Source organism: Sphingomonas sp. TZW2008, assembly GCF_002117915.1.
Classification (GTDB): Bacteria; Pseudomonadota; Alphaproteobacteria; order Sphingomonadales; family Sphingomonadaceae; genus Sphingomonas.
Map to the genome: position 1 here is coordinate 169,074 of NZ_BDJB01000008.1, position 25,217 is coordinate 194,290.

The 25,217-nt window shown below is 65.9% G+C and carries 34 protein-coding genes; 3 read left to right on the forward strand and 31 right to left on the reverse strand.

What is annotated here, in order from left to right:
• The 22 genes from rplR to rpsL form a co-directional block, all read right to left on the reverse strand.
• The gene (rplR, locus tag B7L05_RS10755) at window positions 1-351 is read right to left on the reverse strand and encodes a 50S ribosomal protein L18 (protein WP_085810265.1); all 351 of its coding nucleotides are present in this window, start codon (window positions 349-351) and stop codon (window positions 1-3) included.
• Window positions 348-881, reverse strand: a complete 534-nt coding sequence (rplF, locus tag B7L05_RS10760; protein WP_085810266.1) for a 50S ribosomal protein L6 — start codon at window positions 879-881, stop codon at window positions 348-350. The genes rplR and rplF overlap by 4 nt, the downstream gene beginning before the upstream one ends.
• Complete coding sequence (gene rpsH / locus B7L05_RS10765; protein WP_085810267.1) at window positions 881-1,276, reverse strand: 30S ribosomal protein S8; 396 nt, start codon at window positions 1,274-1,276, stop codon at window positions 881-883. Before rpsH ends, rplF begins: the two co-directional genes overlap by 1 nt.
• Window positions 1,277-1,286: 10 nt before the next feature.
• Window positions 1,287-1,592, reverse strand: a complete 306-nt coding sequence (gene rpsN, locus B7L05_RS10770; protein ID WP_085810268.1) for a 30S ribosomal protein S14 — start codon at window positions 1,590-1,592, stop codon at window positions 1,287-1,289.
• Window positions 1,593-1,630: 38 nt separating this feature from the next.
• Entirely contained in the window at window positions 1,631-2,212 is a 582-nt protein-coding gene (gene rplE / locus B7L05_RS10775; protein WP_085810269.1) for a 50S ribosomal protein L5, read from the reverse strand.
• Window positions 2,205-2,522 (reverse strand): 50S ribosomal protein L24, encoded by a 318-nt coding sequence (gene rplX / locus B7L05_RS10780; protein ID WP_085810270.1) that lies wholly within the window; start codon window positions 2,520-2,522, stop codon window positions 2,205-2,207. Before rplX ends, rplE begins: the two co-directional genes overlap by 8 nt.
• On the reverse strand, window positions 2,522-2,890 hold the full coding sequence (rplN, locus tag B7L05_RS10785; protein ID WP_085810271.1) for a 50S ribosomal protein L14: 369 nt from the start codon (window positions 2,888-2,890) through the stop codon (window positions 2,522-2,524). Before rplN ends, rplX begins: the two co-directional genes overlap by 1 nt.
• Window positions 2,891-3,140: 250 nt before the next feature.
• Window positions 3,141-3,425, reverse strand: a complete 285-nt coding sequence (gene rpsQ, locus B7L05_RS10790; protein ID WP_085810272.1) for a 30S ribosomal protein S17 — start codon at window positions 3,423-3,425, stop codon at window positions 3,141-3,143.
• 13 nt (window positions 3,426-3,438) lie between these two features.
• The gene (rpmC, locus tag B7L05_RS10795) at window positions 3,439-3,642 is read right to left on the reverse strand and encodes a 50S ribosomal protein L29 (protein ID WP_085810273.1); all 204 of its coding nucleotides are present in this window, start codon (window positions 3,640-3,642) and stop codon (window positions 3,439-3,441) included.
• A gap of 2 nt (window positions 3,643-3,644) precedes the next feature.
• Window positions 3,645-4,079, reverse strand: coding sequence for a 50S ribosomal protein L16 (rplP, locus tag B7L05_RS10800; RefSeq protein WP_085810274.1), 435 nt, complete (start codon window positions 4,077-4,079; stop codon window positions 3,645-3,647).
• A 12-nt stretch (window positions 4,080-4,091) separates the two neighbouring features.
• Window positions 4,092-4,799 carry a 30S ribosomal protein S3 gene (gene rpsC / locus B7L05_RS10805; RefSeq protein ID WP_085810275.1) on the reverse strand — a complete coding sequence of 236 codons (708 nt, stop codon included), beginning with the start codon at window positions 4,797-4,799 and terminating at the stop codon, window positions 4,092-4,094.
• Window positions 4,799-5,176 carry a 50S ribosomal protein L22 gene (gene rplV, locus B7L05_RS10810; RefSeq protein ID WP_085810276.1) on the reverse strand — a complete coding sequence of 126 codons (378 nt, stop codon included), beginning with the start codon at window positions 5,174-5,176 and terminating at the stop codon, window positions 4,799-4,801. The genes rpsC and rplV overlap by 1 nt, the downstream gene beginning before the upstream one ends.
• Window positions 5,176-5,454 (reverse strand): 30S ribosomal protein S19, encoded by a 279-nt coding sequence (gene rpsS, locus B7L05_RS10815; RefSeq protein WP_085810277.1) that lies wholly within the window; start codon window positions 5,452-5,454, stop codon window positions 5,176-5,178. The genes rplV and rpsS overlap by 1 nt, the downstream gene beginning before the upstream one ends.
• Entirely contained in the window at window positions 5,454-6,287 is an 834-nt protein-coding gene (rplB, locus tag B7L05_RS10820) for a 50S ribosomal protein L2 (RefSeq protein WP_085810278.1), read from the reverse strand. The genes rpsS and rplB overlap by 1 nt, the downstream gene beginning before the upstream one ends.
• Before the next feature lies 1 nt (window position 6,288).
• On the reverse strand, window positions 6,289-6,603 hold the full coding sequence (locus tag B7L05_RS10825; protein WP_085810279.1) for a 50S ribosomal protein L23: 315 nt from the start codon (window positions 6,601-6,603) through the stop codon (window positions 6,289-6,291).
• Entirely contained in the window at window positions 6,596-7,210 is a 615-nt protein-coding gene (rplD, locus tag B7L05_RS10830; protein WP_085810280.1) for a 50S ribosomal protein L4, read from the reverse strand. The genes B7L05_RS10825 and rplD overlap by 8 nt, the downstream gene beginning before the upstream one ends.
• A 2-nt stretch (window positions 7,211-7,212) precedes the next feature.
• Window positions 7,213-7,947 carry a 50S ribosomal protein L3 gene (gene rplC, locus B7L05_RS10835; protein ID WP_085810281.1) on the reverse strand — a complete coding sequence of 245 codons (735 nt, stop codon included), beginning with the start codon at window positions 7,945-7,947 and terminating at the stop codon, window positions 7,213-7,215.
• Window positions 7,948-8,258: 311 nt separating this feature from the next.
• The gene (rpsJ, locus tag B7L05_RS10840; RefSeq protein ID WP_066776796.1) at window positions 8,259-8,567 is read right to left on the reverse strand and encodes a 30S ribosomal protein S10; all 309 of its coding nucleotides are present in this window, start codon (window positions 8,565-8,567) and stop codon (window positions 8,259-8,261) included.
• A gap of 170 nt (window positions 8,568-8,737) precedes the next feature.
• The gene (gene tuf, locus B7L05_RS10845) at window positions 8,738-9,934 is read right to left on the reverse strand and encodes an elongation factor Tu (protein ID WP_085810282.1); all 1,197 of its coding nucleotides are present in this window, start codon (window positions 9,932-9,934) and stop codon (window positions 8,738-8,740) included.
• A 213-nt stretch (window positions 9,935-10,147) separates the two neighbouring features.
• The gene (gene fusA / locus B7L05_RS10850) at window positions 10,148-12,241 is read right to left on the reverse strand and encodes an elongation factor G (RefSeq protein ID WP_085810283.1); all 2,094 of its coding nucleotides are present in this window, start codon (window positions 12,239-12,241) and stop codon (window positions 10,148-10,150) included.
• Between the two features lie 97 nt (window positions 12,242-12,338).
• Entirely contained in the window at window positions 12,339-12,809 is a 471-nt protein-coding gene (rpsG, locus tag B7L05_RS10855; protein WP_085810284.1) for a 30S ribosomal protein S7, read from the reverse strand.
• A gap of 77 nt (window positions 12,810-12,886) precedes the next feature.
• Window positions 12,887-13,258 carry a 30S ribosomal protein S12 gene (gene rpsL, locus B7L05_RS10860; protein ID WP_019516007.1) on the reverse strand — a complete coding sequence of 124 codons (372 nt, stop codon included), beginning with the start codon at window positions 13,256-13,258 and terminating at the stop codon, window positions 12,887-12,889.
• Between the two features lie 374 nt (window positions 13,259-13,632).
• Here rpsL and B7L05_RS10865 point away from each other — a divergent pair, with 374 nt between their 5' ends.
• Complete coding sequence (locus tag B7L05_RS10865) at window positions 13,633-14,508, forward strand: hypothetical protein (protein ID WP_144037232.1); 876 nt, start codon at window positions 13,633-13,635, stop codon at window positions 14,506-14,508.
• Window positions 14,509-14,514: 6 nt separating this feature from the next.
• Here B7L05_RS10865 and B7L05_RS10870 read toward each other — a convergent pair whose 3' ends face one another.
• The 7 genes from B7L05_RS10870 to B7L05_RS10900 all read right to left on the reverse strand — a co-directional run bounded on the left by B7L05_RS10870 (window position 14,515) and on the right by B7L05_RS10900 (window position 20,852).
• The gene (locus B7L05_RS10870; RefSeq protein WP_218776005.1) at window positions 14,515-15,498 is read right to left on the reverse strand and encodes an alpha/beta fold hydrolase; all 984 of its coding nucleotides are present in this window, start codon (window positions 15,496-15,498) and stop codon (window positions 14,515-14,517) included.
• A gap of 85 nt (window positions 15,499-15,583) precedes the next feature.
• A complete protein-coding gene (locus B7L05_RS10875; RefSeq protein ID WP_144037233.1) occupies window positions 15,584-15,937 on the reverse strand; it encodes a DUF3140 domain-containing protein in 354 nt (117 codons plus the stop codon).
• 145 nt (window positions 15,938-16,082) lie between these two features.
• A complete protein-coding gene (locus B7L05_RS10880; protein WP_085810288.1) occupies window positions 16,083-16,838 on the reverse strand; it encodes a sulfotransferase family protein in 756 nt (251 codons plus the stop codon).
• Window positions 16,835-17,755, reverse strand: coding sequence for an aminotransferase class IV (locus B7L05_RS10885; protein ID WP_085810289.1), 921 nt, complete (start codon window positions 17,753-17,755; stop codon window positions 16,835-16,837). The genes B7L05_RS10880 and B7L05_RS10885 overlap by 4 nt, the downstream gene beginning before the upstream one ends.
• Window positions 17,756-17,851: 96 nt before the next feature.
• The gene (gene lpdA / locus B7L05_RS10890) at window positions 17,852-19,252 is read right to left on the reverse strand and encodes a dihydrolipoyl dehydrogenase (protein ID WP_085810290.1); all 1,401 of its coding nucleotides are present in this window, start codon (window positions 19,250-19,252) and stop codon (window positions 17,852-17,854) included.
• 3 nt (window positions 19,253-19,255) lie between these two features.
• The gene (locus B7L05_RS10895) at window positions 19,256-19,456 is read right to left on the reverse strand and encodes a hypothetical protein (protein ID WP_085810291.1); all 201 of its coding nucleotides are present in this window, start codon (window positions 19,454-19,456) and stop codon (window positions 19,256-19,258) included.
• Between the two features lies 1 nt (window position 19,457).
• The gene (locus B7L05_RS10900; protein ID WP_085810292.1) at window positions 19,458-20,852 is read right to left on the reverse strand and encodes a pyruvate dehydrogenase complex dihydrolipoamide acetyltransferase; all 1,395 of its coding nucleotides are present in this window, start codon (window positions 20,850-20,852) and stop codon (window positions 19,458-19,460) included.
• Between the two features lie 106 nt (window positions 20,853-20,958).
• Here B7L05_RS10900 and B7L05_RS10905 point away from each other — a divergent pair, with 106 nt between their 5' ends.
• Complete coding sequence (locus B7L05_RS10905; RefSeq protein ID WP_085810293.1) at window positions 20,959-21,411, forward strand: universal stress protein; 453 nt, start codon at window positions 20,959-20,961, stop codon at window positions 21,409-21,411.
• 66 nt (window positions 21,412-21,477) lie between these two features.
• Here B7L05_RS10905 and B7L05_RS10910 read toward each other — a convergent pair whose 3' ends face one another.
• Entirely contained in the window at window positions 21,478-22,272 is a 795-nt protein-coding gene (locus B7L05_RS10910) for a hypothetical protein (protein ID WP_085810294.1), read from the reverse strand.
• Between the two features lie 148 nt (window positions 22,273-22,420).
• Here B7L05_RS10910 and B7L05_RS10915 point away from each other — a divergent pair, with 148 nt between their 5' ends.
• Window positions 22,421-23,758, forward strand: coding sequence for a M20/M25/M40 family metallo-hydrolase (locus B7L05_RS10915; RefSeq protein ID WP_085810295.1), 1,338 nt, complete (start codon window positions 22,421-22,423; stop codon window positions 23,756-23,758).
• Window positions 23,759-23,906: 148 nt separating this feature from the next.
• Here the strand turns inward: B7L05_RS10915 and B7L05_RS10920 are convergent, their stop codons facing one another.
• Entirely contained in the window at window positions 23,907-25,127 is a 1,221-nt protein-coding gene (locus B7L05_RS10920; RefSeq protein ID WP_256926692.1) for an RcnB family protein, read from the reverse strand.
• Window positions 25,128-25,217: the final 90 nt, after the last annotated feature.

The following is a 25,217-nucleotide window of genomic DNA, read 5'->3' on the forward strand; positions in this document are numbered from 1 at the left end:
TTAGAACTCCAGTCCGGCTGCGCGCGCGGCTTCCGCCAGCGCCTTCACCCGGCCGTGAAAGAGGAAGCCGCCACGATCGAACACGACCTGCGTCACGCCGGCCGCCTTCGCAGCCTCCGCGATGCGCGTGCCGACCGCCGTCGCCGCGTCGATGTTCGCGGTCGAGCCCTCGTGGCCCTGAAGCGTCGACGCCGCCGCGACGGTGCGACCCTGCGCGTCGTCGATCACCTGGGCATAGATGTGCTTGCCCGAACGGTGGATCGACAGGCGAGGACGCGTGCCGCTGCGCGCGCGAAGCGCTGTGCGGTTGCGGCGACGCCGCTTCTCGAAAAGCGAAAGGCCCTTGGTCACTTCTTCTTTCCTTCCTTACGGAAGATGAACTCGCCGTCGTACTTGATGCCCTTGCCCTTGTACGGCTCGGGCTTGCGCCAGCGGCGGATCTCGGCGGCCAGCTGGCCGACCTTCTGCTTGTCGGCACCGCTGATCTCGACGGTGGTCGCATCCGGCGTCTTCACCTCGATGCCTTCCGGCACATCGATGTTGACGTCATGGCTGTAGCCGAGCTGCAGCTTCAGGTTGCGACCCTGCGCCGCGGCGCGATAGCCGACGCCCGTGATCAACAGCTTCTTGGTGAAGCCCTCGGTCACGCCGGTGACCAGGTTCTGCACCATGGTGCGCTGCATGCCCCAGAAGGCGCGCGCCTTCTTGGTGTCATTCGCCGGCTGCACCGCAATCCCATCCGACTGCACGTCGTAGGTGATCAGGTCGGACATCTGCATGGCTAGCGTGCCCTTGGGGCCCTTGACCGACAGCTGGTTGCCGTTGACCGACGCGGTCACGCCCGCGGGGACGGCAACGGCCTTCTTACCGATGCGGCTCATCAGAACACCTCCGCGAGCACTTCGCCGCCGACGTTCTGCTCGCGTGCCTCGGCATCCGAGAGCACGCCGCGCGGCGTCGAGACGATGGTGATGCCCAAGCCGTTCATGATCCGCGGCAGGTCGTTCGACCCGCTGTAGATCCGGCGACCCGGTTTCGAGACGCGCGCGACGTGCTTGATCGCCGGCTGGCCCTCGAAATACTTGAGCTCGATGCGGACGCCCTTGACGGGGCCCATCTCTTCTTCGCTGTAGCCGCGGATGTAGCCCTCGCGCTGAAGCACGTCGAGCACGCGAACGCGCAGCTTGGACGCCGGTGAGAGGACGGAGTCCTTCTTCGCCCGCTGCCCGTTGCGGATGCGGGTGAGCAGGTCACCCAGGGGATCGGTCACTGCCATCTTGGTGTCCTTACCAGCTCGACTTCGTCAGACCGGGGATCAGGCCCTTGTTGGCCAGATCGCGCAGCATGACGCGGGCAAGACGGAACTTGCGGTAATAAGCGCGCGGCCGACCGGTGATCTCGCAGCGATTGCGGACCCGCGTCGGGTTCGAATTGCGCGGCAGCTCGGCCATCTTCAGGCGCGCGATGAGACGCTCGGTCTCGTCGAGCGACTGGTCGTTCGCCGCCGCCTTCAGCTTCGCCCACTTGGGGGCATATTGCTTCACGAGCTTCTTACGACGCTCGTTCTTGTTCACGGAACTCAGTTTCGCCATGGACTTAAGCTCTCTCGTTCAGTTCGTTGCCACGGGGCTCACGCCGCCTGCTTCTCTTCTGCGTCCTCGTCGCGCGGGAACGGGAAGCCGAAGAGACGCAGCAGCTCGCGCGCTTCGTCATCCGTCTTCGCGCTCGTCGTGACGATCACGTCCATGCCACGCACCTTGTCGATGCGGTCATAGTTGATTTCCGGGAACACCAGCTGCTCCTTGAGGCCGCAGGCATAATTGCCGCGTCCGTCGAAGCTCTTCGGGTTCAGCCCGCGGAAGTCGCGCACGCGCGGGAGCGCGATCGTGATGAAGCGGTCGAGGAACTCGTACATCCGCTCGCGGCGAAGCGTCACCTTCACGCCGATCGGCATGCCTTCACGCAGCTTGAACTGCGCGATCGACTTCTTCGCCTTGGTGATCACCGGCTTCTGACCAGCGATCAGCTCCATTTCCGACGCGGCCTGCTCGACGCGCTTCTTGTCCTGGGTCGCCTCGCCGACGCCCATGTTGAGCACGATCTTCTCGATCCGCGGAATCTCAAGGACGTTCTTGTAACCGAACTTGTCGGTCATCGCCTTGACGATGCGATCGTCGTAGATCGCCTTCATGCGGGGCTTGTAATCAGCCATTGATCTTCTCCCCCGTCTTGACGGCGACGCGGACCTTCTTGCCGTCCTGCGTCTCGAAACGAACGCGCGTCGGCTTGCCGTCGGCGGTCACGTGCGCGACCTTGGAGACGTGCAGCGGCGCCTCGAAGCGCTTCAGCCCGCCCTGCGGATCGTTCTGCGTCGGCTTGGTGTGACGCGTCGCGACATTGACGCCGCCGACGATGACCTTGCCGTCCTTCGGCATGGCGGCAGTGACGGTGCCCGTCTTGCCCTTGTCCTTGCCGGACAGGACGATCACCTGGTCACCCTTCTTGATCTTGGCAGCGGCCATTACAGGACCTCCGGAGCCAGCGAGATGATCTTCATGTGCTTCTTGCCGCGCAGCTCGCGCACGACCGGGCCGAAGATACGGGTGCCGATCGGCTCCTCGTTCTTGTTGACCAGCACCGCGGCATTCGAATCGAAACGGATGGTCGAGCCGTCCGCACGATGAATATCCTTGGCGGTGCGCACGATGACGGCGCGGTGCACGTCACCCTTCTTCACCTTGCCGCGCGGCTGCGCTTCCTTGATCGACACGACGATGATGTCGCCGACGCCGGCGGTGCGGCGCTTGGACCCGCCAAGCACCTTGATGCACTGCACCCGCTTCGCGCCGCTGTTGTCAGCGACGTCGAGATTGGACTGCATCTGGATCACTGATCCGCTTCCTTCTCGCTAATGGGGTGGATACCGACCCAACCCCGCCTTGAAAAAAATGACCCCGGCCGCGGCGATCCGCGTCCAGGGGGAGCGGCCCGGTAGCCGCCCCGCGGGAAAAAAGCAATGCCCCGCGGGGCGCCGCCTTCTCCTGCTCTCGATCGCCCCCGCCCCTCGCCCGGTCTCCGGCATGATCCGGACCCTGGACGATACTGACGGACGCGCCCTGTTGCTCGATCCGACGCCTGGCTTACGCCGACGCCGGCTCGTCGATCTCAACCCGCTCAGGCGTCGCGTGGGTGTTCACCCGATCGATCACCTTCCAGGTCTTCAGCTTGGAGATCGGCGCGGTCTCTTCGATCCGCACGGTCTCGCCCTGCTTGTACTCGTTGCCCTCGTCGTGAGCATGGTACTTCTTCGAACGGCGGATGATCTTGCCGTAGAGCGGGTGCTTCACCTTGCGCTCGACGTTCACCACCACCGTCTTGTCGCCCTTGTCGGAGACGATCAGCCCGGTCAGCACGCGCTTCGGCATGTGCTAGGGTCCTTTACTTGCCGGTCGCAGCGGTGCGCTGCGACTGGAGGGTCTTGATGCGGGCGATGTCCTTGCGGACCTCACGCACGCGGCTCGGCTTCTCGAGCTGGTTGGTCGCCGCCTGGAAGCGCAGGTTGAACTGCTCGCGCTTCAGGTTGCCCAGCTGTTCGGACAGCTGATCGTCCGACTGGCCGTTGAAATCGGTCTTCTTCGCCATGATCACTCGCCTCCGAGGTGCGTAGTGTCGCCGAGACGCGCCACGACCTTGGTCTTGATGGGGAGCTTCATCGCCGCGCGCTCGAAAGCCTCCGCAGCGAGCGGCCCCGGAACGCCGTCGAGCTCGAATAGGATGCGGCCCGGCTTGACGCGCGCCGCCCAGAATTCAGGCGAGCCCTTGCCCGAGCCCATGCGGACTTCGGCCGGCTTGCCCGAGACGGGAACGTCCGGGAACACGCGAATCCACAACCGCCCCTGGCGCTTGATGTGACGCGTGATCGCGCGGCGTGCCGCCTCGATCTGGCGTGCGGTGATCCGCTCCGGCTCCATCGCCTTCAGGCCATAGGCGCCGAAGTTGAGCGCGGTGCCGCCCTTGGCGTCGCCGCTGATGCGGCCCTTGAACGCCTTGCGGAACTTGGTGCGCTTTGGTTGCAGCACTTCTTCTACTCCTTAGCGGCGGTCGTCGCGCGCGGGGCGCACGCCGGAGGTCTGAGCCTCCATCATCAGCCGGTCGGTGGCCATCGGATCGTGGCCGAGAATCTCGCCCTTGAAGATCCAGACCTTCACGCCGCACACGCCATAAGCGGTGTGGGCCTGCGCCTCGGCATAGTCCATGTTCGCGCGCAGCGTGTGCAGCGGAACGCGGCCCTCGCGATAGCTCTCGGCGCGCGCGATCTCGGCGCCGCCAAGACGACCACCGCAAGCGACGCGGATGCCGTCGGCACCCAGGCGCATCGCCGACTGCACCGCGCGCTTCATCGCACGGCGGAACGCGATACGGCGCTCCAGCTGATCAGCGATACCCTGTGCGACGAGCTTAGCGTCGACTTCCGGCTTGCGGATCTCGACGATGTTCAGCGACACGTCCGACGAGGTCATCGAGCCGAGCGTCTTGCGCAGCTTCTCGATGTCCGAGCCCTTCTTGCCGATGATGACACCAGGACGCGCGGCGTAGATCGAGATGCGGCACAGCTTGGCCGGACGCTCGATCACCACCTTGGAGATCGCCGCCTGCGGCAGCGTCTTCACGATGTACTGGCGGATCTTGAGATCCTCCAGCAGCAGGCGACCATAGTCCGCGCCGTCGGCGTACCAGCGGCTGTCCCAAGTGCGGTTGATCTGCAGGCGCAGACCGATCGGGTTGCTCTTATGACCCATTAGGCTTCTTCCTGCTCGCGCACGACGATCCGCAGCCGCGAGAACGGCTTCAGGATACGGGTGGACTTGCCGCGGCCGCGCGTGGCGAACCGCTTCATGGTGATCGACTTGCCGACCGACGCCTCGGCGACGACCAGCGAGTCAACGTCGAGGTTGTGGTTGTTCTCGGCGTTGGCGATCGCGGACGCGAGCACCTTGCGTGCGTCGACCGCCATACCCTTGGTCGAGAAGGTCAGGATGTTCATCGCATCGCCGGCCTTCTTACCGCGGATCAGCGCCGCGACGAGGCCCAGCTTCTGCGCCGAACCACGGATCTGCGTGCCGACCGACAGCGCTTCCTTCTCGCCGACCTTGCGGGGGGACTTAGGCTTGCTCATCAGCGCTTGCCCTTCTTGTCAGCGGCGTGGCCGGGGAAGTAGCGCGTCGGCGCGAACTCGCCCAGCTTCATGCCGACCATCTCTTCGTTCACCGACACCGGCACGAACTTGCGGCCGTTGTAGACGTTGAACGTCAGACCGACGAACTGCGGCAGGATGGTCGAACGACGCGACCAGGTCTTGATCGGACCCGAACGGCCATTCTGATCCTGCGCCACCTCTGCCTTCTTCAGCAGGTGAAGGTCCACGAACGGACCCTTCCAGACGGAGCGAGCCATTACTTCTTCCTCGCGTGACGGCTGCGGATGATCATCTTGTCCGTCGCCTTGTTATGGCGGGTGCGCGCACCCTTCGTCGGCTTGCCCCATGGGGTAACCGGGTGACGGCCGCCCGAGGTACGGCCTTCACCACCGCCGTGCGGGTGGTCGACCGGGTTCTTCGCGACGCCGCGGGTCAGCGGACGCTTGCCCATCCAGCGCGAACGACCGGCCTTGCCGAAGTTCTGGTTCTGGTTGTCAGGGTTCGACACCGCACCAACCGTCGCCATGCAATCGCTGCGGATGTAGCGCTGCTCGCCCGAGTTGAGGCGAACGATCACCATCCCGCGATCACGGCCGACGACCTGAACGTAGGTGCCCGCCGAGCGCGCGATCTGCCCGCCCTTGCCCGGCTTCATCTCCACGTTGTGGACGATCGTGCCGACCGGCATCTGGCCCAGCTCCATCGCGTTGCCCGGCTTCACGTCGGTCTTCTTGCCCGCGACGACCTTGTCGCCGACCGAGAGACGCTGCGGCGCGATGATGTACGCCAGCTCTTCGTCCGGGTACTTGATGAGCGCGATGAACGCGGTGCGGTTGGGATCGTATTCCAGCCGCTCGACGGTGCCGATGACATCCCACTTGCGGCGCTTGAAATCGACGTAACGATAGCGCTGCTTGTGGCCGCCCGCGATGCCGCGCGACGTAACGTGGCCCTTGTTGTTGCGGCCGCCGCTCTTGCGCTTGCCTTCGGTCAGCGCCTTGACGGGGCCGCCCTTGTGCAGGCCGGAACGGTCGATGAGGACCAGCCCGCGCATCGCGGGGCTGGTCGGGTTATATTGCTTGAGTGCCATCTTACTTGGCCCCCTCGGTGACGTCGATCGACTGCCCGTCCTTGAGCGTGACGATCGCCTTCTTCATGTCCGACCGGAAATAGGGCTTGCCCTTCCAGCGCTTCGTCTTGCCCTTCTGGACGATGGTGTTCACGCCGACGACGCTGACGTCGAAGATCGCTTCCACCGCCGCCTTGATCTCCGGCTTGGACGCGCTCTGCGCGACCTTGAACACCACGGCGTTCTGCTCGGAGAGGAGGGTCGACTTCTCGGTGATGTGCGGCGCAACGATCACGTCGTAGTGACGGTTGTCGATCGCCTTCTGCTGCTTAGCCATTGAAGCGCGCCTCCAGCTTCTCGACCGCCGCGCGGGTCAGCACCAGCGTATCGGCCCGGATGATGTCATAGACGTTCGCGCCGACTGCGGGGAGCATGTCGACACCCGGCAGGTTGCTGCCGGCGCGGAAGCCCTCGCCCGTCTCGCCATCGATGACGAGCGTGCGCTTGCCGGTGCCAAGCGTCGCGAAATGCCCCTTCAGTTCCTTGGTCTTGGTGACCTGGAAACCGTCGAGGACGATCAGCGAACCCGCCTTGGCGTGGCTCGACAGCGCCATCTTGAGGCCCAGCGCGCGAATCTTCTTGTTCAGCGACGGATTGAAGTCACGAACGCGGGCGCCGTGAGCCTTACCACCGCCGATGAAGACGGGAGCGCGGCGATCGCCGTGACGGGCGACACCGCCGCCCTTCTGGCGACCCAGCTTCTTGCCCGAGCGGGCGACGTCGGCGCGCTCGCGCGTCCCGCGGGCGGTGCCGCGGCGCTTCTCGAGCTGCCAGGTGACGACGCGGTGCAGGATGTCGGCGCGCGGCTCGAGGCCGAAGACCTCGTCCGACAGCTCGACGTCCGCCGCTTCGTTCCCGGCGAAGGAGGAAACCTTGACCTTCACGTTCAGCCCTCCTGGCCGTCGGTCGCGTCGGTCGCGGGAGCGGCCTCTGCGGTGTTGCTATTGGCAGCCTTGAGGCCGGCCGGACGCGGCGCGTCGCCATGCGGCTTCATCTTCACGGCGTCCTTGACGAACAGCCAGCCGCCCTTCGATCCGGGCACCGAGCCCTTGACGAAGATCAGGCCACGCTCGACATCGGTGCCGACAATCTCGAGGTTCTGCTGCGAGCGGTTCTTGTCGCCCATGTGGCCGGCCATCTTCTTGTTCTTGAAGACGCGACCAGGATCCTGGCGCTGACCGGTCGAACCGAGCGAGCGGTGCGACACCGACACGCCGTGCGTCGCGCGCAGACCGCCGAAGCCCCAGCGCTTCATGCCGCCGGCAAAGCCCTTGCCCTGCGTGCGACCCTGGATGTCGACGAACTGGCCGGCGACGAAATGATCGGCCGAAATCTCCGCGCCGACGTCGAGGAGGTTGTCCTCGGTCACGCGGAATTCGTGCACCACTGCCTTCGGCTCGACCTCGGCCTTGCCGAAGTGGCCGCGCTGCGGCTTGTTGACGTTCTTGGCCTTGGCGACGCCTGCGCCAAGCTGGACGGCGGTATAGCCGTCGGTATCTGTTTCGCGGCGAGAGACGACCTGAAGCCCGTCCAGCTGCAGAACGGTGACCGGCACGTGGCGGCCATCATCCTGGAACAGGCGGGTCATGCCCATCTTCTTCGCGATCACGCCGGTACGCATGATCCGTTGCTCCTCAACAGAGGCACCCACGGGCCCATCCCGGGGGTGCTTGCGACGCCGCCCGGGGGAAGCGCCAACGCGGCGGCGAACGAAGCAACGCTTCCTCCACCACCATCAGCCCGAAAATGCGAAGCGCGCCCCCGTCCCGGGCTGTTGCCTCTCGAGAGAGGCGGACGGGAGACGCTGTCCCAGCTGCATGCAGCTGGCGGTATCTCTTGCTCTAGGTGCCCTCGTCGGGTGCCTAACCGTTCCCTCACCTGCGGGAACGACAAACCCGCGGGACGTAACGTCGACCGCGGGGTTGCGCGCTCTTAGGCGAGCTTGATCTCGACGTCAACGCCCGCCGCGAGGTCGAGCTTCATCAGCGCGTCGACGGTCTGTGGGGTCGGCTGCACGATGTCGAGCATGCGCTTGTAGGTGCGCACTTCGAACTGCTCGCGGCTCTTCTTGTCGACGTGGGGGCCACGGTTGACCGTGAACTTCTCGATACGCGTCGGAAGCGGGATCGGACCGCGGATAAGGGCACCGGTACGTCGGGCGGTGTCGGCGATGTCGCCGGTCGCCTGGTCGAGCACGCGATGATCGAACGCCTTCAGGCGAATGCGGATGTTGCTGTCCATAATCCCTACCGATGCGAAAGAGCGGGCCACGTGAACGCGGCTCTTGCTGTTCAGAAACTGTGCGAGGCGTGGGCTGTAACCGCGCCTTCATAAAAAGGCAACCGCCCGGCGCACGCGATGGCGCGCCGGGCGGCAGCTTTTGCGGCGAACCGCAGATCTGAGATCAGATCTTACTTGGCGATCGAGCTCACGACGCCGGCGCCGACGGTACGGCCGCCCTCGCGGATCGTGAAGCGCTGGCCGACGTCCATCGCGATCGGCGCGATCAGCTTGATGCCGAGCGCGACGTTGTCGCCGGGCATGACCATCTCGGTGCCCTCAGGCAGCTCGACGGTGCCGGTCACGTCGGTCGTGCGGAAGTAGAACTGCGGACGATAGTTGGCGAAGAACGGCGTGTGACGGCCACCCTCTTCCTTCGACAGCACGTACACTTCCGACGAGAACTCGGTGTGCGGCTTGATCGAGCCCGGCTTGCAGAGCACCTGGCCACGCTCGACTTCATCGCGCGCCACGCCGCGGATCAGCGCACCGACGTTGTCGCCGGCCTGGCCCTGGTCGAGCAGCTTGCGGAACATCTCAACGCCCGTGACGGTGGTCTTGCGGACGGTCGGGTGGATACCGACGATCTCGACTTCCTCGCCGACCTTGACGATGCCCGTCTCGACGCGACCCGTGACGACCGTGCCGCGACCCGAGATCGAAAACACGTCCTCGATCGGCATCATGAACGGCTTGTCGAGCGGACGCTCGGGCTGCGGGATGTAGTCGTCGACCGCCTGCATCAGCTCCATGACAGCGTCCTGGCCGAGCTTCTGGTTCGAACCCGACAGTGCGCAGGTCGCCGAACCCTTGATGATCGGAATGTCATCGCCCGGGAACTCGTACGACGACAGCAGCTCGCGAACTTCCAGCTCGACCAGCTCGAGGATTTCCTCGTCGTCGACCAGGTCGACCTTGTTCATGAACACGACCATCGCCGGCACGCCGACCTGACGCGCGAGCAGGATGTGCTCGCGGGTCTGCGGCATCGGGCCGTCGGTTGCCGACACGACCAGGATCGCGCCGTCCATCTGCGCCGCGCCCGTGATCATGTTTTTCACGTAGTCGGCGTGGCCGGGGCAGTCGACGTGCGCATAGTGGCGGTTGGCGGTCTCGTACTCGACGTGCGCGGTCGAGATCGTGATGCCGCGCTCGCGCTCTTCCGGCGCCTTGTCGATGTTCGCGAAGTCGACGGCGGCGTTGCCGGCGACGTTCTCAGCGAGAACCTTGGTGATCGCTGCGGTCAGCGAGGTTTTGCCATGGTCGACGTGACCGATGGTGCCGATGTTCAGGTGCGGCTTGGTCCGCTCAAACTTAGCCTTAGCCATTGTATCCCTACCTTCTGGATTTCCACTGGAGCCGCACGAGGACTCACCGTGACGGCGGGCCCATAGCGGCTGAATTACGGTTTCGCAAACCCTGCGTTGGGGCTCGGCCCGACGCGGGGGCGAGCCCCGCGTCGTCGGACGGGTCGGCGTTGCCCACCCGCCGGCCGGCCTGTCGGCGAGGTGGGACTAAGCAGTGCTTAGCCCCTGCCCGCCTCAGGCCAGCTTCGCCTTAACCTCGTCCGCGACGTTCTGCGGCACTTCATCATAGTGCGAGAACTGCATCGAGTAGCTCGCGCGGCCCTGCGTGAACGAGCGCAGCGAGTTCACGTAGCCGAACATGTTCGCTAGCGGCACCATCGCCGTCACCGCCTGCGCGTTGCCGCGTGTGTCGGTGCCCTGGATCTGGCCACGACGCGAGTTCATGTCGCCGATCACGTCGCCGAGGTAATCTTCCGGCGTCACCACCTCGACCTTCATCACCGGCTCGAGCAGCGTGATGCCGGCCTTCTGCGCCGCTTCGCGCATCGCGCCGCGGGCGGTGATTTCGAACGCCAGCGCCGACGAGTCGACGTCGTGGTACGCGCCGTCGTACAGGACGATGTCGAAATCGATGATCGGGAAGCCGACCAGCGAGCCCGTGGCTGCCGTCTCGCGAAAGCCCTTTTCAATCGCGGGGATATATTCCTTCGGAATGTTACCGCCCTTGATCTCGTCCTTGAAGACGATGCCAGCACCGCGCTCGCCCGGCGTCAGCTTCACCTTAACGCGGCCGAACTGGCCGGTGCCGCCCGACTGCTTCTTGTGCGTGTAGTCGATGTCGACAGGCTTCTTGAGGTACTCGCGATAGGCCACCTGCGGCGCGCCGACGTTTGCCTCGACCTTGAACTCGCGCTTCATACGATCGACGAGAATCTCGAGGTGGAGCTCGCCCATCCCCTTGATGATCGTCTGGCCCGACTCGTGGTCGGTCGATACGCGGAACGAGGGATCCTCGGCGGCCAGGCGATTGAGCGCGACGCCCATCTTCTCCTGGTCGGCCTTGGTCTTCGGCTCCACGCTGAGCTCGATCACGGGCTCGGGGAATTCCATCCGCTCGAGAATGATCGGATGCGCCGGGTCGCACAAAGTGTCGCCCGTCGTGGTCTCCTTGAGGCCCGCGATCGCGACGATGTCGCCGGCGCGTGCTTCCTCGATGTCCTCACGCGAGTTCGCGTGCATCAGGAGCATACGGCCGATCTTCTCCTTCTTGTCCTTCACCGAGTTCAGGTACCCGCCCTTGGTCAGGACGCCCGAGTAGATGCGGGCAAAGGTGAGCGAGCCGACGAACGGGTCGTTCATGATCTTGAACGCGAGCGCGGCAAACGGCGCGTCGTCCGACGATGGGCGCTCGTCCGGCGTTTCGCCGTCAAGCTTAACGCCCTTGATCGCCGGCACGTCGAGCGGGCTCGGCAGGAAGTCGACGACCGCGTCGAGCAGCGGCTGGACGCCCTTGTTCTTGAACGCCGAGCCGCACACCACCGGTACGAACGCCATGTTCAGCGTCCCCTTGCGGATCAGCTTCTTGAGCGTCGCCGCGTCGGGCTCGTTGCCCTCGAGATACGCCTCCATGGCGTCGTCGTCCTGCTCGACGGCAAGTTCGATCAGCTCACTGCGGTACTTCGCGGCCTTCTCGACCATGTCGTCCGGGATCGGCTGATATTCGAACTTCGCGCCCAGCGACTCCTCGAGCCAGATGATCGCGCGGTTCTCGACCAAGTCGACGAGGCCCTTGAAGCCGCCTTCCATGCCGATCGGGAGGTACAGCACCGCCGGCTTCGCGCCGAGGCGATCGATGATCGACTGCACGCAGAAGTAGAAGTCCGCGCCGGTACGGTCGAGCTTGTTGACGAAGCACATCCGGGGCACGCCGTACTTGTCGGCCTGACGCCACACCGTCTCCGACTGCGGCTCGACGCCGGCAACGCCGTCGAAGCACGCAACCGCGCCGTCGAGCACGCGCAGCGAACGCTCGACTTCGATCGTGAAGTCCACGTGGCCCGGCGTGTCGATGATGTTGATCAGATGCTCGGGGCCCTTGCCCTCTTCCGCCTTCCACTTGCACGTGGTGGCAGCCGAGGTGATCGTGATCCCGCGCTCCTGCTCCTGCTCCATCCAGTCCATCGTCGCGGTGCCTTCATGCACCTCGCCGATCTTGTACGACTTGCCGGTGTAATAGAGGATGCGCTCGGTCGTCGTCGTCTTGCCGGCGTCGATGTGCGCCATGATGCCGATGTTGCGATACTTGTCGAGCGAATGGCTGCGGGCCATGATCGGGCTTCCTTAGCGATGTGGGGAGCAGGCCCACGGCCGGCTCCCCACGATATAGTTTACCTGCGTGACGCTTCCAAGACGGAAGCGGGTGTCACTACCAGCGATAGTGGCTGAAGGCGCGGTTCGCTTCGGCCATGCGGTGCGTATCCTCGCGCTTCTTCACCGCATTGCCGCGGTTGTTCGATGCGTCGAGCAGCTCACCCGACAGACGCGCGTCCATCGTGTTCTCGCTGCGGCCGCGTGCGGCGGTGATCAGCCAGCGGATCGCCAGCGCCTGCGCGCGCTCGGGACGCACCTCAACCGGCACCTGGTAGGTCGCACCACCGACGCGGCGGCTGCGGACCTCGATGCCCGGCTTGATGTTGTTCAGCGCATCGTGGAACACGCCCAACGGCTCGCGCTTGGCACGCGCCTCGACCGTGGTCAGCGCGGAATAGACGATGCCCTCGGCGACGGACTTCTTGCCGTCCAGCATCACCGAGTTCATGAACTTCGACAGAACCTCATCCCCGTAGACGGGATCAGGCAGGATTTCCCGCTTTTCGGGACGACGACGACGAGCCATCTGGTATCTTCCTTCTAAACTTCAGCCCTTGGTGGTCAGCAGCCGATCCGAGCATTTTCGCGGATCGGCGGACCGGCTTACTTCGGACGCTTCGCGCCGTACTTGGAGCGGGACTGCCTGCGATCCTTGACGCCCTGCGTGTCGAGCACGCCGCGCAGCACGTGGTAGCGCACGCCCGGAAGGTCGCGCACACGGCCACCGCGGATCAGCACCACCGAGTGCTCCTGCAGGTTGTGGCCCTCGCCCGGGATGTAGCTGATGACTTCGCGCTGATTGGTCAGGCGGACCTTGGCCACCTTGCGCAGCGCCGAGTTCGGCTTCTTCGGAGTCGTGGTGTAGACACGGGTGCACACGCCGCGCTTCTGCGGGTTCTGCTCCATCGCAGGGACCTTCGACTTGGCCTTCTGCGGATCGCGGCCCTTGCGGACCAGCTGGTTAATCGTCGGCATTGAAGCCTTCACCTTTCATTAGGTTACTTTGCTGGAGCCATAACAGCACTTGGAATACGAAAAGGACCAAGGAGCGATCGCGCGCGACCTCCCGGTCCTTCTAGCATCCAGCAATGTTCAAGCTTGCCCGCGACCGGGCGGACCGGGTGCGAACCGGCGCGCCTATACGCCTCGACTCCCCACTGGTCAATGCCGCCGCCTCTTAACGGCACGGCAAGCACAACGGCCGCATTGCGTACCCTATGGCCACGCGACCGCCTCTCGCCCCGAGCTTCCCGGCTGCCCTTGTGTTAGCGGCCTGGCTGCTGGTGCAGACGAACGCGGCTGAATACGGCCGCCATACCGGGGCGGCGATTTTATCGATCGCAGCGGTCGTGTCCATCTTGGCGGCGTTCGTGCACCTGACGCGCGTCCTCACCGCTCGCGAACGCACCGTCCCGCCGGCCCATCGCGCCGCGCCGAGCGCGCTGTTCCTGTCCATCCCAGGCATGCTGGCGGCCTATCTCACGGCGGCCGGCTGGCTGGATGGCGCCGATGTCGTGTCCGTGGCGATGGGCTTGATGGCGCTCGCGGCAGGCGTCGATCGTCGGCACCGGGCGATGCTCGTTTGGCTCGGTCTAGCCGTCGTGGTGAAGCCCGATGCGCTGGTGATCGCTCCCTTCGTCCTGGCGCTGCTGATTCGCCAACGCGTGCCGATCCGCGAATGGCCGATCTCCGTGGTGATCTGGCTTGCGGCACGATCGATTACAGTTGCGCCGTCGGCAGACCCGTCAGGGCATCCGATCAGAGCGCTACCGACTCCCAACCTTTCCGCGATCGTCGATCTGCTACCGCCACAAGCGGCCGTCCCGCTTACCGCGATGGCGATGGTGGCGGCCATCGGTTTGGCGTCCGCTTATATAGCGCGCACCACCGTCGCCGCGCTCTCCACGCGGTCGCTCACCGAGTGCGCCGCGCTGTCTCCACTGATCGTCGCCGAGCTGCTGCCTGGCACCCCCCGCAGCGCCTTCCTCCTTGCGGGCCTCGTTGCCCTAGCGATCGCGGCCGCGTGGCCAGACCGGCGAAGCACCGCGACGGCGGCGGTGTTGCTGGCGGGGTCGGCGCTATCGGGGGCCAGCACCGCCCTAGATCAACCTGCGCTCGCCGCACTCGGCGCGATCTGCGTTCTGTCCGCTGCGATCGCTCTCGCCCGGCCGCTGCGCGACGCACCCGCGAACGACAATTGGTATGCTGCCCGCCTCCCCGCGTAGCGCGGCTCAGCGGATCGTCGTTAGCAACGTCTGTTCGAAGCGCGCGGGATCCTCGATCTGCGGTGAGTGACCCAGCCCGTCGAGCCGGACCAGCGTCCCCTTGGGCATCTTGCGCACCGCGTCGGGCGCGACCAGCGGGATGGCGCGAAGGAACTGGCGCAGCGACGCGGGAACCTGCTGGCGCCCGAACGCCGTCTTGTCGAGCGTCCCCACGATCACCGTCGTTGGCGCCTTCAGCCGGTACAGCTCGTGCGCGACAGGCTGCGTCTTGATCATCTCGCTCGTCTTGGCCTGCGCGAGCGCAACGGTGTCGCGTCCCTGCCCGGCGTACATGCCGGCCGCCATCCACACCCAACGATCGTACGACGGCTTCCACGTGCCGTGGTAGTAATTTTCCTGCTGATACGCCTTGATCGACGCGTAATTCGTCTTCTTCTCCCCCGCCCACAACGTATCGACGTCCAGATACGGCAGGCCCTCCTCCGATCGATCGACGAGCCCGAGTGGATTGACGAGCACGAGCCGGTCAACCGCCTCCGGGAACATGATCGCGTAGCGCATCGCGAGCATGCCGCCCATCGAGTGGCCGACCATTGTCGCACGCGTAACGCCGCGCGAGGCGAGCAGTCGCCGCGTGTTGTTCGCCAGCATCTCGAAACTATATTGCGCGGCACGCGGCTTGGACGATTTGCAGAAGCCAATCTGATCGGGGACGATCACGCGATAACCTGCCTGCGCCAGCGCACGCGTACTCGACTCCCACGTCGCGCCGCAGAAATTCTTGCCATGCATCAGCACCACGGTGCGCCCGTTGGGGCGCGGCGCGGCGATATCCATGAAGCTCATCTTTGCTGGTTGGCCGATGGCATCGAACGTCATCGTCTGGACGGGCCACGGATAGGTGAACCGTTCGAGGTTCGGCCCGAAATCGGGACCGGCGCCATATTGCTGCGCCGCCGCCGCACCACCGGCCGCCAGCGCCAATGCCACCAAACCCGCCGCCTGTCCTATCACCGCCGCACCTTCCGCTATCGTAACGATCAGGCCGCGCGTTAACCCTGAAGGCACCGAATTGCTATTCTTTCAGCGGATCGTGCCCCCAATTCATCAGCGAGTAGCGCCAGTCGCTATGCTCCTTGTCCTTCGACGGCCCGCCCTGCGCGAGATGCCGGTGAACGTAGCTGACGACCTTCTTCATATGCGCATAATCGTCGTCGGTGAGATCCGCCTTCTTCTTGCGCTTGATCTCCACGATGCGGCGGCCCGACGCATGACCGACGCTTTCGCCGCCCGACTTACCATCCTCGCCTTTCCAGCCGACACGCTTCGAATCATCGCTGTCGAGGAACTTCTCGAGCGTTGCTGGCGCCATGTTCACTGCGCCCTTGAAGTCCTCGTAGATCTGGTCCTTGTCGCCGCTGTCGGCCATTGGTGTGTCTCCTTGCGACATCAACCGATCATCTCGTCGCAGGTTCAGGTGGCGCGGTAGGACGTCGCAAGAAATTACAGCGTCGGCGAGATACGCTCTGGTCCATGGCGGCAATACGTATGCATGTTTGACGGCCGCACTACCCTCAGGCCGCGCGCAATCTCCACCGGCTCAGCGCCTCGTAATCGTCGCGGCAGGCGTCGGCGACGCGCGCCAGCGCGTCGGGCAAGCTGACGGTCTCCTGCTCGGCGCTGCCGAACCCGGTCGACGCCTCGACGCGGCCATACCAGTGCGCTGCCCAGACGCCATCGTCGGGATGCCGCCCCGCCGGCCACGCGAGCATCGCCTCGTCCCAGTCGATCCCTAGCGCGTCGCACAGGCGGCGTAGCGTACCGGCAGGATCGTTGAGCACGTCAGCCGAGTCGATCACCGGCGGCGCGCTGCCAATCCGGTCGGCCTCGCGATCGAAGAACGCGCGCTGTGCGGCGACGCCGAGATCCGCCGGCGTCACGCTCTCGCGCTTCGCGGCGTAGGACGCAGCCATGCGCGCCGGATCGCGGATTAGGAACGCGTGCACGGCCCCGCGCAGATCGTCGGGCGCGATCGGCCCGACCATGTGGTGCGGCATGTGCTTCTGGTACCACACCATAGCGTTGCCGGGTGCCGGCCCGGCCAGCGTATCGGCGACCGAGCGCCAGTCGCAATCCATGCTCGCGATCACCGCGTCGCGCATCGGATGATCGGCGCCGCTCTCACGCAGGAAACAGCCGTAGAACGGCTCGTCGCTCACCGCGCAGTCGGCGCGCGACGAGAAGCTGCGCATCATCGCGGTCGAGATGTTGCGTGGGCCGGACCACATCGCAATGCGGCGCGGCGCAGCGCCGTCGGAAGGCTTGCTCATCCCAGTTCGCGCTCCACCGCCTCGCGATACAGTCCCTGCAGCCGCTCGACCATCGGGCCGCGCTCGGTGCCGATCACTCGCCCGTCGATCATGCCGATCGGAGCGAGCCCGGCGAATGTCCCCGTCGTGAACGCCTCGTCCGCGCCGTAGACGTCGGTCAGCGAGAAATTGCGCTCGTAGGTCGGAATGCCCGCCGCGCGCGCCGTCTCGACGACGATCCGGCGCGTGATCCCGTCGAGGCAATAGTCGCCGGTCGACGTCCAGACCTCGCCGTTGCGAACGATGAAGAAATGCGTCGAATTGCACGTCGCGACGAAGCCGTGTGGGTCCAGCATCAGCGCCTCGTCCGCCCCCGCCTGCGCCGCCTGAATGCACGCGGTGATGCAGTTCAGCTTGGAATGTGAATTGAGCTTGGGATCCTGCACGTCGGGGTAGCCGCGGCGGACGTGCACCGTGAACAGGTTGAGCATCCGCGTTGCGGTGCCCGCCGCCGGGCTCTTCCACTCCGGGATCAGCACGATGGTTGCCGGCGAGATCACCACCCGCGGGTCTTGATAGGGGGTGGAGCGGATGCCGCGCGTCACCATCAGGCGGATGTGCACCCCATCGCCGCCCATGTCGTTGGCGTCGAGCACCCGCCGCAGCCGCGCGACAAGCTCCGCGCGGGTGATGCCGATGTCGAGCATGATCGCCTTGGCCCCCTGCCACAGCCGGTCGAGATGGCGGTCGAGGAAGGCTATCTTGCCGCCGTAGACGCGCAGCCCCTCCCACACGCCGTCGCCGAGCATGAAGCCCGAGTCGAACACTGACACCTTCGCCTCAGGGCGGCGAAACAGCTCGCCATTGACGTCGATCAGCACATCGTCGTTGCGCGGATCGGGGGTGAAGACGTGGGTGCCGGTGGCGTGATCGGTCATCGCAATCTCCTGATATGGCGTTGCGCCACGGCTGCGGGCGTCAATGAGGACTTGATCCGGCGCCGATGCCGATACTGGATCGATCGGCGTCTGCGCTCAGATATGCAGCGGCCGGCCGTAGGCAGATAGCACCGCCTCGTGCATCGTCTCGCTGATCGTTGGATGCGGGAAGACGGTGCCCATCAGCTCGGCCTCGGTCGTCTCAAGCGTCTTGCCGATCGTATAGCCCTGGATAAGCTCGGTCACCTCGGCGCCGATCATGTGCGCGCCGAGCAGCTCGCCTGTCGCAGCGTCGAACACCGTCTTGACGAAGCCCTCGGGCTCGCCGAGCGCGATCGCCTTGCCGTTGCCGATGAAGGGGAAGTTGCCAACCTTCACCTCGTAGCCGGCTTCCTTCGCCTTCGCCTCGGTCAGGCCGACGCTGGCGATCTGCGGGCGGCAATAGGTGCAGCCGGGAATGTTGCGCGGGTCCATCGCGTGCGGATGCCCGCCCGCGATCGCCTCGGCAGCGATCACGCCCTCGTGCATCGCCTTGTGCGCGAGCCACGGCGGCGCCGTTATGTCGCCGATCGCCCATACGCCCTCCACGTTGGTCCGGCAGGCGGCATCGGCCTTGACGAACCCGCGCTCGTCCATCGCGACGCCGAGCTCTTCGAGCCCGATCTCCGCCGTATTCGGGACGATCCCAACCGCGACGATGACGTGGCTGAATTCGGCCTTGGTCTCCTTGCCGGCCTTGTCCTTCAGCATCGCGGTCACGCCCTTCGCGCCGACGTCGAGCGCTCCGACACCGGCCGAGGTCATGATCGTCATGCCCTGTTTCTTCAGCGCCTTCTCGAGGTGGGCGGAAACGTCCACATCCTCCACCGGCACCAGCCGATCGAGCATCTCGACAACGGTAACTTCGGCCCCCATGTCGTTGTAGAAGCTCGCGAATTCGATCCCGATCGCGCCCGATCCGATCACCAGCAGCTTGGTCGGCATCTCAGGCGGGGTCATCGCATGGCGATACGTCCAGATGCGCTTGCCGTCAGCCTTGGCGAACGGCAGATCGCGCGCCCGCGCACCGGTGGCGACGATGATGTTGTTGTACTGAAGCTCGCTCGCCTTCCCGTCCTTGTCGGTGACGCTCAGCTTGCCCTTACCGGTCAGCCTGCCCTCGCCCATGTGCACCGCGATCTTGTGCTTCTTCATCAGGTGCCCGACGCCCTGATTGAGCTGCTTGGCGACGCCGCGTGACCGCTTGACCACCGCGTCGAGATCGGCAGCGAAACTCTCAACCTTGAGCCCGAAATCCTTGGCGTGGCTCATGTAGTGATAGACTTCGGCCGAGCGCAGCAGCGCCTTGGTCGGGATGCACCCCCAATTGAGACAGATGCCGCCGAGCAGCTCGCGCTCGACGATCGCCGTCTTTAGCCCAAGCTGCGCGGCGCGGATCGCCGCGACATAGCCGCCCGGCCCCGATCCGAGAACGACGAGATCATAGTTTTCAGCCACTTGTCATCGATTCCTTGATTTGCGCGCAGCCTTGGCGATCTCGGGCACGCTCATCGCCACGATCGCGAGCATCGTGACCCAGCCGACCGGCTCAAGCGAATCCGCGCCCTGCGGATAGGCCCACACGCCGGCACGAAAGATCGCCAGCGTCAGTAGCAGGCCCGCCGCGAGATGGACGAGCTCGATCGCCACCGCGCGGTTCATGTCAGGCAAGCATGCCCAGCGGGTTCTCGCACAATTGCTTGAACGCCTGCATCAGTTCGGCACCGTCCGCGCCGTCGATCGCACGATGGTCGAAGCTACCCGTCGCGCTCATCACCGTCGCGACCGCCAGTTCGTTTTCAACGACATACGGCCGCTTCTCACCAGCGCCTATCGCAAGGATCATGCCCTGCGGCGGGTTGATCACCGCCTCGAACTGCTTGATCCCGTACATGCCCATGTTGCTGAGCGAGGCGGTGCCGCCCTGAAATTCCTCGGGCTTGAGCTTCTTGTCGCGCGCGCGGGCGGCAAGGTCCTTCATCCGCGTCGAGATCGACGAGAGCGACGCGCTATCAGCTTCGGTGATGACGGGCGTGATGAGCCCTTCGGGCGTCGACACCGCGACCGAGATGTCCGCGCGCTTGAACGTGACGAGCTCGTTCGGCGTGTACATGACGTTGCACTTGGGCACTTGAATGAGCGCCGCGGCGAGCGCCTTGATCATCAGATCGTTGACCGACAGCTTCACGCCGCGCGCTGAGAGGCTTTCGTTCAGCTCGGTACGCAGCGCGAGCAGCTTGTCGAGCCGTACGTCCACCGTGAGGTAGATGTGCGGCACCTGCTGCTTCGATTCGGTCAGGCGGCGCGCGATCGTCTTGCGCATATTGCTGAGCTTGGTCGTCTCGTGCGGGATATCGGGGATCGCGACCGCGGCCGGCGCGCGCTGCGGCGTGCCCGGGGCGGCGGCTTTCGTCGCGGCCGCCGAGGACGGTGTCGCCGCGGCAGCTTCCGGCGCTGCGCCGCCCGTCGCGCCGTCGACGTCGGCCTTGACGATCCGGCCGTTGGGCCCCGAGCCGCTGAGCGCGGTGAGATCGACCCCGTTGTCGGCGGCAATGCGGCGCGCCAGCGGGCTAGCCTTGACGCGCGTGCCGCCTTCGCCTGCGTCCGCCGCCTGTGCCGCCGCGCGCGGCGCCGTCGCCTTCGTCTCGGGATTGTCGGCGGATACGGGCTCGCCTGTCTCGCGATCGACCGGAGCATCGACCTGCTTCTTGGCCGCCGGTTCGTCCGCCGCACGTGTCTCCGCTTCCTGCTTCGCGGCGGCGGGCTTGGATGCGGGCGCGGGCGCGGGCTTCTCGCTATCCGCGGCGCTTTCCTCCCCATCGGCGTCGAGCAGCATGATGACCTCGCCGACCTTCACACCGTCGGTTCCCTCTGCGACGACGAGCTTGGCGACAACGCCTTCGTCGACCGCCTCGAACTCCATCGTCGCTTTGTCGGTCTCGATCTCGGCCATCAGGTCACCGGCTTTGACCGTGTCCCCCTCCTTCACCACCCATTTCGCCAGCGTCCCCTCCTCCATCGTCGGAGAGAGCGCAGGCATCTTGATCTCGATCGGCATGAAGGTCCTCGAACTGTTCCCGGGGAGGGCATTCGTCTCTCGCGCCGAGCCCTTGCGCGGTCAACCCCGCAGGCGGATAAGCCGCCGCGACAAGGGGCTGGCACACATGCGCATCTATCTCACCGTGATCGACGATACGCCCGAGGCGGAGATCGCGCTGCGCTTCGCCGCGCGACGCGCGGTGAAGACGGGCGGCGCGGTCGAGATCCTGGCGCTGGTCGAGCCGCAGGAGTTCATCGCGTTCGGCGGCGTGCAGGCGACGATCGAGGAGGACGCGCGTCTCGCGGCGGAAAGCCTGGTCGCGCGCGCGGCCGGCACGCTGATCGAGGAATCGGGTCTGCGACCTGCGATAACCGTGCGGCAAGGCGACGGACCCAAGATCATTCGCGAGCTGATCGCCGCCAACCGCGAGATTGCGGCACTGGTACTCGGCGCCGCGGCGGACGGCCCGCCGGGGCCCCTCGTCGCGCATTTCGCGGGCGAGGTCGGCGCGCTCCCGGTCCCGCTGATGATCATCCCCGGCAGCCTCGATCGCGACGCGATCGACCGGCTGAGCTGATACTGAGCAGCCCGGGCGTGGTGTCGACGTGCCGGGCAGCCTGCGCTGCCCGACCCGTCGCTACCATTACTGCTTGTACGCCTTGAACGTACCGCTCGAATTGTCGCGCGGATCACGCCACGCCGCTTCGATCGTCCGGCCATCCCGCGCGACGGTATAGGTCGTCTCCTGCACCACCTTGCCGTTCTGCATGTCGGTTAACATCATCTTGTTGGGCGCGAGCAGCACCGCCTTGGTCATCGTCTTGCCCGGATCGCCGACGTTGGGCGCGTAATCGCCGCCGAACTTGGCGTCGAGCGTCTCACCCAGCGGCGAGGTTAGCTTCACCCGTTCCTGATCGACCTTCAGCGTCAGCGTGCGCGCATTGTCGGTCACCTCGGTCGCCGACGTGTCGGTCTTCCACTGGCCCGACACGCGATGCGCCCCTGCGATCGGCGTTCCCACGCGCGTCTGCACCATCTTCTGCTCAATCCTGGTGCCGGCGCCATTGTTGGTGTTGCTCATCATCGACGTCAGCGTCTTGCCGTCCGCCGAGACAATGCGGCGGCTCTCGCCAATCACCTTGCCTGCCTTACGGAACTGGAACGTTGCGGTGCTGGCATCGGGCGTCGCGACCGCGATCTCGTCCCAATACGGCTTGTCGGCAACCTTGTGGAACTTGCCGTCGGCCGGCACGGTGAACGGGGGAAGGCACGTCGTGCAGGTGTAGCTGCCGTTCCTGATCGTCCAGCTATCGGGCTTGACGTTGAGCGCGGCCGATTTCGGATCGCCCTTCCACGTGCCGTCGAACGGGCTCTGCGCAAGCACGGGGGTGGCGAAAAACAGCGCGCCGACGAGGAGCGCGGGTGCAAATCTGGTCATCGTGCAAATCCTGCCTCAAGAGGAAAACGCCTTGGACTCGCGACCGTATTTTCACCCATCGTTACGCTTGCGCGTCGACCGCGTCAAAGCACCGGGAGATAACCGATCGCGCCTTGTCGCCGACGGCCTTTGCCGGCATGCCGCGCCCATGCCTTCTCACCCTCGTTCGACCCGGCTGCGCGCAGTCCTGCTACCCATCCTTCCCGCTGCCGCGATGCTGGCCGGTGCGGCACCCGCGGTCGCGCGCGAGGCGCCGTCGCAGGAGCGCCTGCGCAGCTCGGTTGAGCGGCTCGTCTCGTTCGGCACGCGCCATTCGTTGTCGTCGGCGACTGATCCCGCCCGCGGCATCGGCGCGGCACGCAATTGGGTGGCGAGCGAGTTCGCTAAGATCGGCGCGACATGCAGCGGTTGCATCGCGGTCGAGCGGCTGCAGCGCCGCTTCGTCAACGCACGCGCCCCGGCCGGCGTGATGATCGAGGACGTGCTCGGCATCCAGCGCGGCACCGACCCCAATCGCTACATTATCGTCGGCGGCCATATCGACAGCCGCGTCAGCGACGTGATGGACGCGACGTCCGACGCGCCGGGCGCCAACGACGATGCGAGCGGCGTCGCGCTGGTGCTGGAGGCTGCGCGAATCCTGTCGAAGGAGAAGTTCGCGGCGACGATTGTCTACGTCGCCTTCTCGGGCGAGGAGCAGGGTCTGCTCGGCGCGACGCTGCTCGCGGAGACCGCCAAGGCGCGCGGCTGGCAGATCGACGCGATGCTCAACAACGACATCGTCGGCAACACGATCGGCCAGGACGGGCTGCGCGTCGCCGATCGTGTCCGCATCTTCTCCGAAGGCATCCGCGTTGGCGAGACGCTGGCCGAGGCGATCGAACGCCGCGCGATCGGCGGCGAGGATGACGGGCCGAGCCGCGCGCTCGCCAAGGCGATCGATGGGATTGCCGAGACGCTGCCCGGCCGCCTCGACGTGTTCGTCGACCGGCGGCCGGATCGCTTCGGGCGCGGCGGCGATCACGAACCGTTCCTGCGCGAGGGTTATCCCGCGGTGCGATTCACCGTCGGCGCGGAGAATTGGGATCGCCAGCACCAGAATTTGCGCACCGAGAACGGCCGTGTCTACGGTGACACGATCGAGGGGATGGACTTCGGCTATCTCGCCCGCGTGACGGCAATCAACGTTGCGGCGCTGGCGCAGCTCGCCGCCGCCCCCGCCGCCCCTGCGACGGTGTCCGTATCAGGTGAGCTGACGCGCGACACGACGGTATCTTGGCAGGCGTCGACCGGCGCCGCGCGCTATCGCCTGCGCTGGCGGCGCAACGACAAGCCGGCTTGGACCGACGAGAAGATCGTCACCGCCGCGACGCCGGTGGTGCTGAAGGAGGTGTCGGTCGACGATCACTTCTTCGGCGTCAGTGCCCTCGGCGCGAACGGCGCGGAAAGCGTCGTCACCTTTGCCGGACGCGCTCCGCGACGCTGACACGCGGACAGTCCGGCGCCACCGGGCGCTGGAGACTATCTTCAGCGCGAAAACAAAAGGGTGCGTCGCTCTCAAGGCAACGCACCCTTCTCGTTATGAATGACGGCAGAGATCGGCGCATGCCGCCATGCCGCCGGGCAAAGTCAGATCAGCGGCACACGCACTTCGGCTTGGGGCGCCACGTGCGCTTGTGCGCCTTCGCCCGCGAGTATGTGACCGAATCCTCCCAGATTTCGGTGGTCGTCGTCGTCACCACCGGCTGGCTCTGGACCGAGATCGTCGTGACGCTTGAGCCGGGATAGTAATAACCGTTGGCATAATAACCGCCGCCAGCCGCATAGCCCGCGCCGCCAGTGGTGGTGACGACGGTGGTGCCGCCGTTGGTGACGACCGGCGCCGGGCCGTGGTGGATTACCGGGGGTGGCGGCAGCGGCGCGGCGCGCGTGCCGATCGCGGGCGGATAGCCGTATCCGGGTTGCGGATAGGGCGCGCCGTAGCCGGGCGCCGGCGGCACGCGGCCGCGATCCTCGGCGCGATCGACGGCATAGCCGGTGATCGCTCCCACGCCGCCGCCGATCAGCGCGCCGCCCAGTCGGTTCCCGCGGCCGGCGATCGCCGCGCCCGCGACGCCGCCGACAACCGCGCCGACCGCCGCGCCGCCGAGCCCGGTGTCGCGCTGCGGATAGGCGTACGGCGCTCCCGGCGCATAGCCGCCCTGCGCACCATAGGCATAGCCACCGTTCTGATAGGCGTAGCCGTCGTAGCCCGCGGCGTCGTCGTAATAGGTATAGTCGGTGCCGTCGGCGTCGAACCGGTCCCAGTCGACCCCGCCGATCGTGTCGTAGACCGATCCGCGCCCGTCGATCAGCACCGCGTCGTCATAATAGCGCGACCAGGTGTAGTTCGCCGGCGGCTGCGGCAGGCCGTAGCCCGACCAGTCGTTAATGTACCAGTTCGGCTGCACCCAGTAGCTCGGCAGCACCCAGCCGCGGACCGGGCGCTGATACGCACCCCAGCCGCCCGGCGCGCGATAACCGCCCCACCAGCGGCCCTGGACGTGGCCGCCCCAGCGCGGGCGATTGTGGACGTAGCCCGGCTTGTTCCAGTTGCCGCCGCCCGGCCGGTTCCAGCCGCCCGGCTTGCCCCAGTTTCCACCGGGCTTGCCCCAATTGCCGCCGGGCTTGTTCCAGCCACCTGGCGTCGGGCGATTGATGCCGCCGCCGGGCCGCGACCAGCCGCCCATATTGCCGCCGACATGCGTATTGCCGACGTGCGTGCCGCCGCCGCGCACGACGACGCGCTGGCCGGCATCGGCTGCGGTCGCGGAAGCCATCGAGAGCAGCGCCGTCGCCGCCAACAGGGTTCGCATCGTTTCAACTCCCCGACTGAATCTATCAGGCGCGCAACGCCCGTTCGTCTTAACGAGTTGCTTACCATCGCGCCTGGGGAGCCGCCAGCA

Coding starts and splice junctions, on each gene's coding strand:
- B7L05_RS10895 (WP_085810291.1), bottom strand. CDS start 19,456: ATGAACCGCGCGGTGGCGATCGAGCTCGTCCATCTCGCGGCGGGCCTG.
- rplV (WP_085810276.1), bottom strand. CDS start 5,176: ATGAGCAAGCCTAAGTCCCCCCGCAAGGTCGGCGAGAAGGAAGCGCTG.
- tuf (WP_085810282.1), bottom strand. CDS start 9,934: ATGGCTAAGGCTAAGTTTGAGCGGACCAAGCCGCACCTGAACATCGGC.
- rpsS (WP_085810277.1), bottom strand. CDS start 5,454: ATGGCTCGCTCCGTCTGGAAGGGTCCGTTCGTGGACCTTCACCTGCTG.
- rpsN (WP_085810268.1), bottom strand. CDS start 1,592: ATGGCGAAACTGAGTTCCGTGAACAAGAACGAGCGTCGTAAGAAGCTC.
- rpsG (WP_085810284.1), bottom strand. CDS start 12,809: ATGGCTCGTCGTCGTCGTCCCGAAAAGCGGGAAATCCTGCCTGATCCC.
- B7L05_RS10885 (WP_085810289.1), bottom strand. CDS start 17,755: ATGACCGATCACGCCACCGGCACCCACGTCTTCACCCCCGATCCGCGC.
- B7L05_RS10880 (WP_085810288.1), bottom strand. CDS start 16,838: ATGAGCAAGCCTTCCGACGGCGCTGCGCCGCGCCGCATTGCGATGTGG.
- B7L05_RS10825 (WP_085810279.1), bottom strand. CDS start 6,603: ATGGCTAAGCAGCAGAAGGCGATCGACAACCGTCACTACGACGTGATC.
- B7L05_RS10910 (WP_085810294.1), bottom strand. CDS start 22,272: ATGACCAGATTTGCACCCGCGCTCCTCGTCGGCGCGCTGTTTTTCGCC.
- B7L05_RS10900 (WP_085810292.1), bottom strand. CDS start 20,852: ATGCCGATCGAGATCAAGATGCCTGCGCTCTCTCCGACGATGGAGGAG.
- rplE (WP_085810269.1), bottom strand. CDS start 2,212: ATGGCTGATTACAAGCCCCGCATGAAGGCGATCTACGACGATCGCATC.
- B7L05_RS10875 (WP_144037233.1), bottom strand. CDS start 15,937: ATGGCCGACAGCGGCGACAAGGACCAGATCTACGAGGACTTCAAGGGC.
- rpsQ (WP_085810272.1), bottom strand. CDS start 3,425: ATGCCGAAGCGCGTGCTGACCGGGCTGATCGTCTCCGACAAGGGCGAC.
- rplB (WP_085810278.1), bottom strand. CDS start 6,287: ATGGCACTCAAGCAATATAACCCGACCAGCCCCGCGATGCGCGGGCTG.
- B7L05_RS10920 (WP_256926692.1), bottom strand. CDS start 25,127: ATGCGAACCCTGTTGGCGGCGACGGCGCTGCTCTCGATGGCTTCCGCG.
- rpsH (WP_085810267.1), bottom strand. CDS start 1,276: ATGGCAGTGACCGATCCCCTGGGTGACCTGCTCACCCGCATCCGCAAC.
- rplF (WP_085810266.1), bottom strand. CDS start 881: ATGAGCCGCATCGGTAAGAAGGCCGTTGCCGTCCCCGCGGGCGTGACC.
- rpsC (WP_085810275.1), bottom strand. CDS start 4,799: ATGGGTCATAAGAGCAACCCGATCGGTCTGCGCCTGCAGATCAACCGC.
- rpsJ (WP_066776796.1), bottom strand. CDS start 8,567: ATGGACAGCAACATCCGCATTCGCCTGAAGGCGTTCGATCATCGCGTG.
- rplC (WP_085810281.1), bottom strand. CDS start 7,947: ATGCGTACCGGCGTGATCGCGAAGAAGATGGGCATGACCCGCCTGTTC.
- rpmC (WP_085810273.1), bottom strand. CDS start 3,642: ATGGCGAAGAAGACCGATTTCAACGGCCAGTCGGACGATCAGCTGTCC.
- B7L05_RS10905 (WP_085810293.1), top strand. CDS start 20,959: ATGCGCATCTATCTCACCGTGATCGACGATACGCCCGAGGCGGAGATC.
- rplX (WP_085810270.1), bottom strand. CDS start 2,522: ATGGCCGCTGCCAAGATCAAGAAGGGTGACCAGGTGATCGTCCTGTCC.
- B7L05_RS10915 (WP_085810295.1), top strand. CDS start 22,421: ATGCCTTCTCACCCTCGTTCGACCCGGCTGCGCGCAGTCCTGCTACCC.
- fusA (WP_085810283.1), bottom strand. CDS start 12,241: ATGGCCCGCAGCCATTCGCTCGACAAGTATCGCAACATCGGCATCATG.
- rpsL (WP_019516007.1), bottom strand. CDS start 13,258: ATGCCGACGATTAACCAGCTGGTCCGCAAGGGCCGCGATCCGCAGAAG.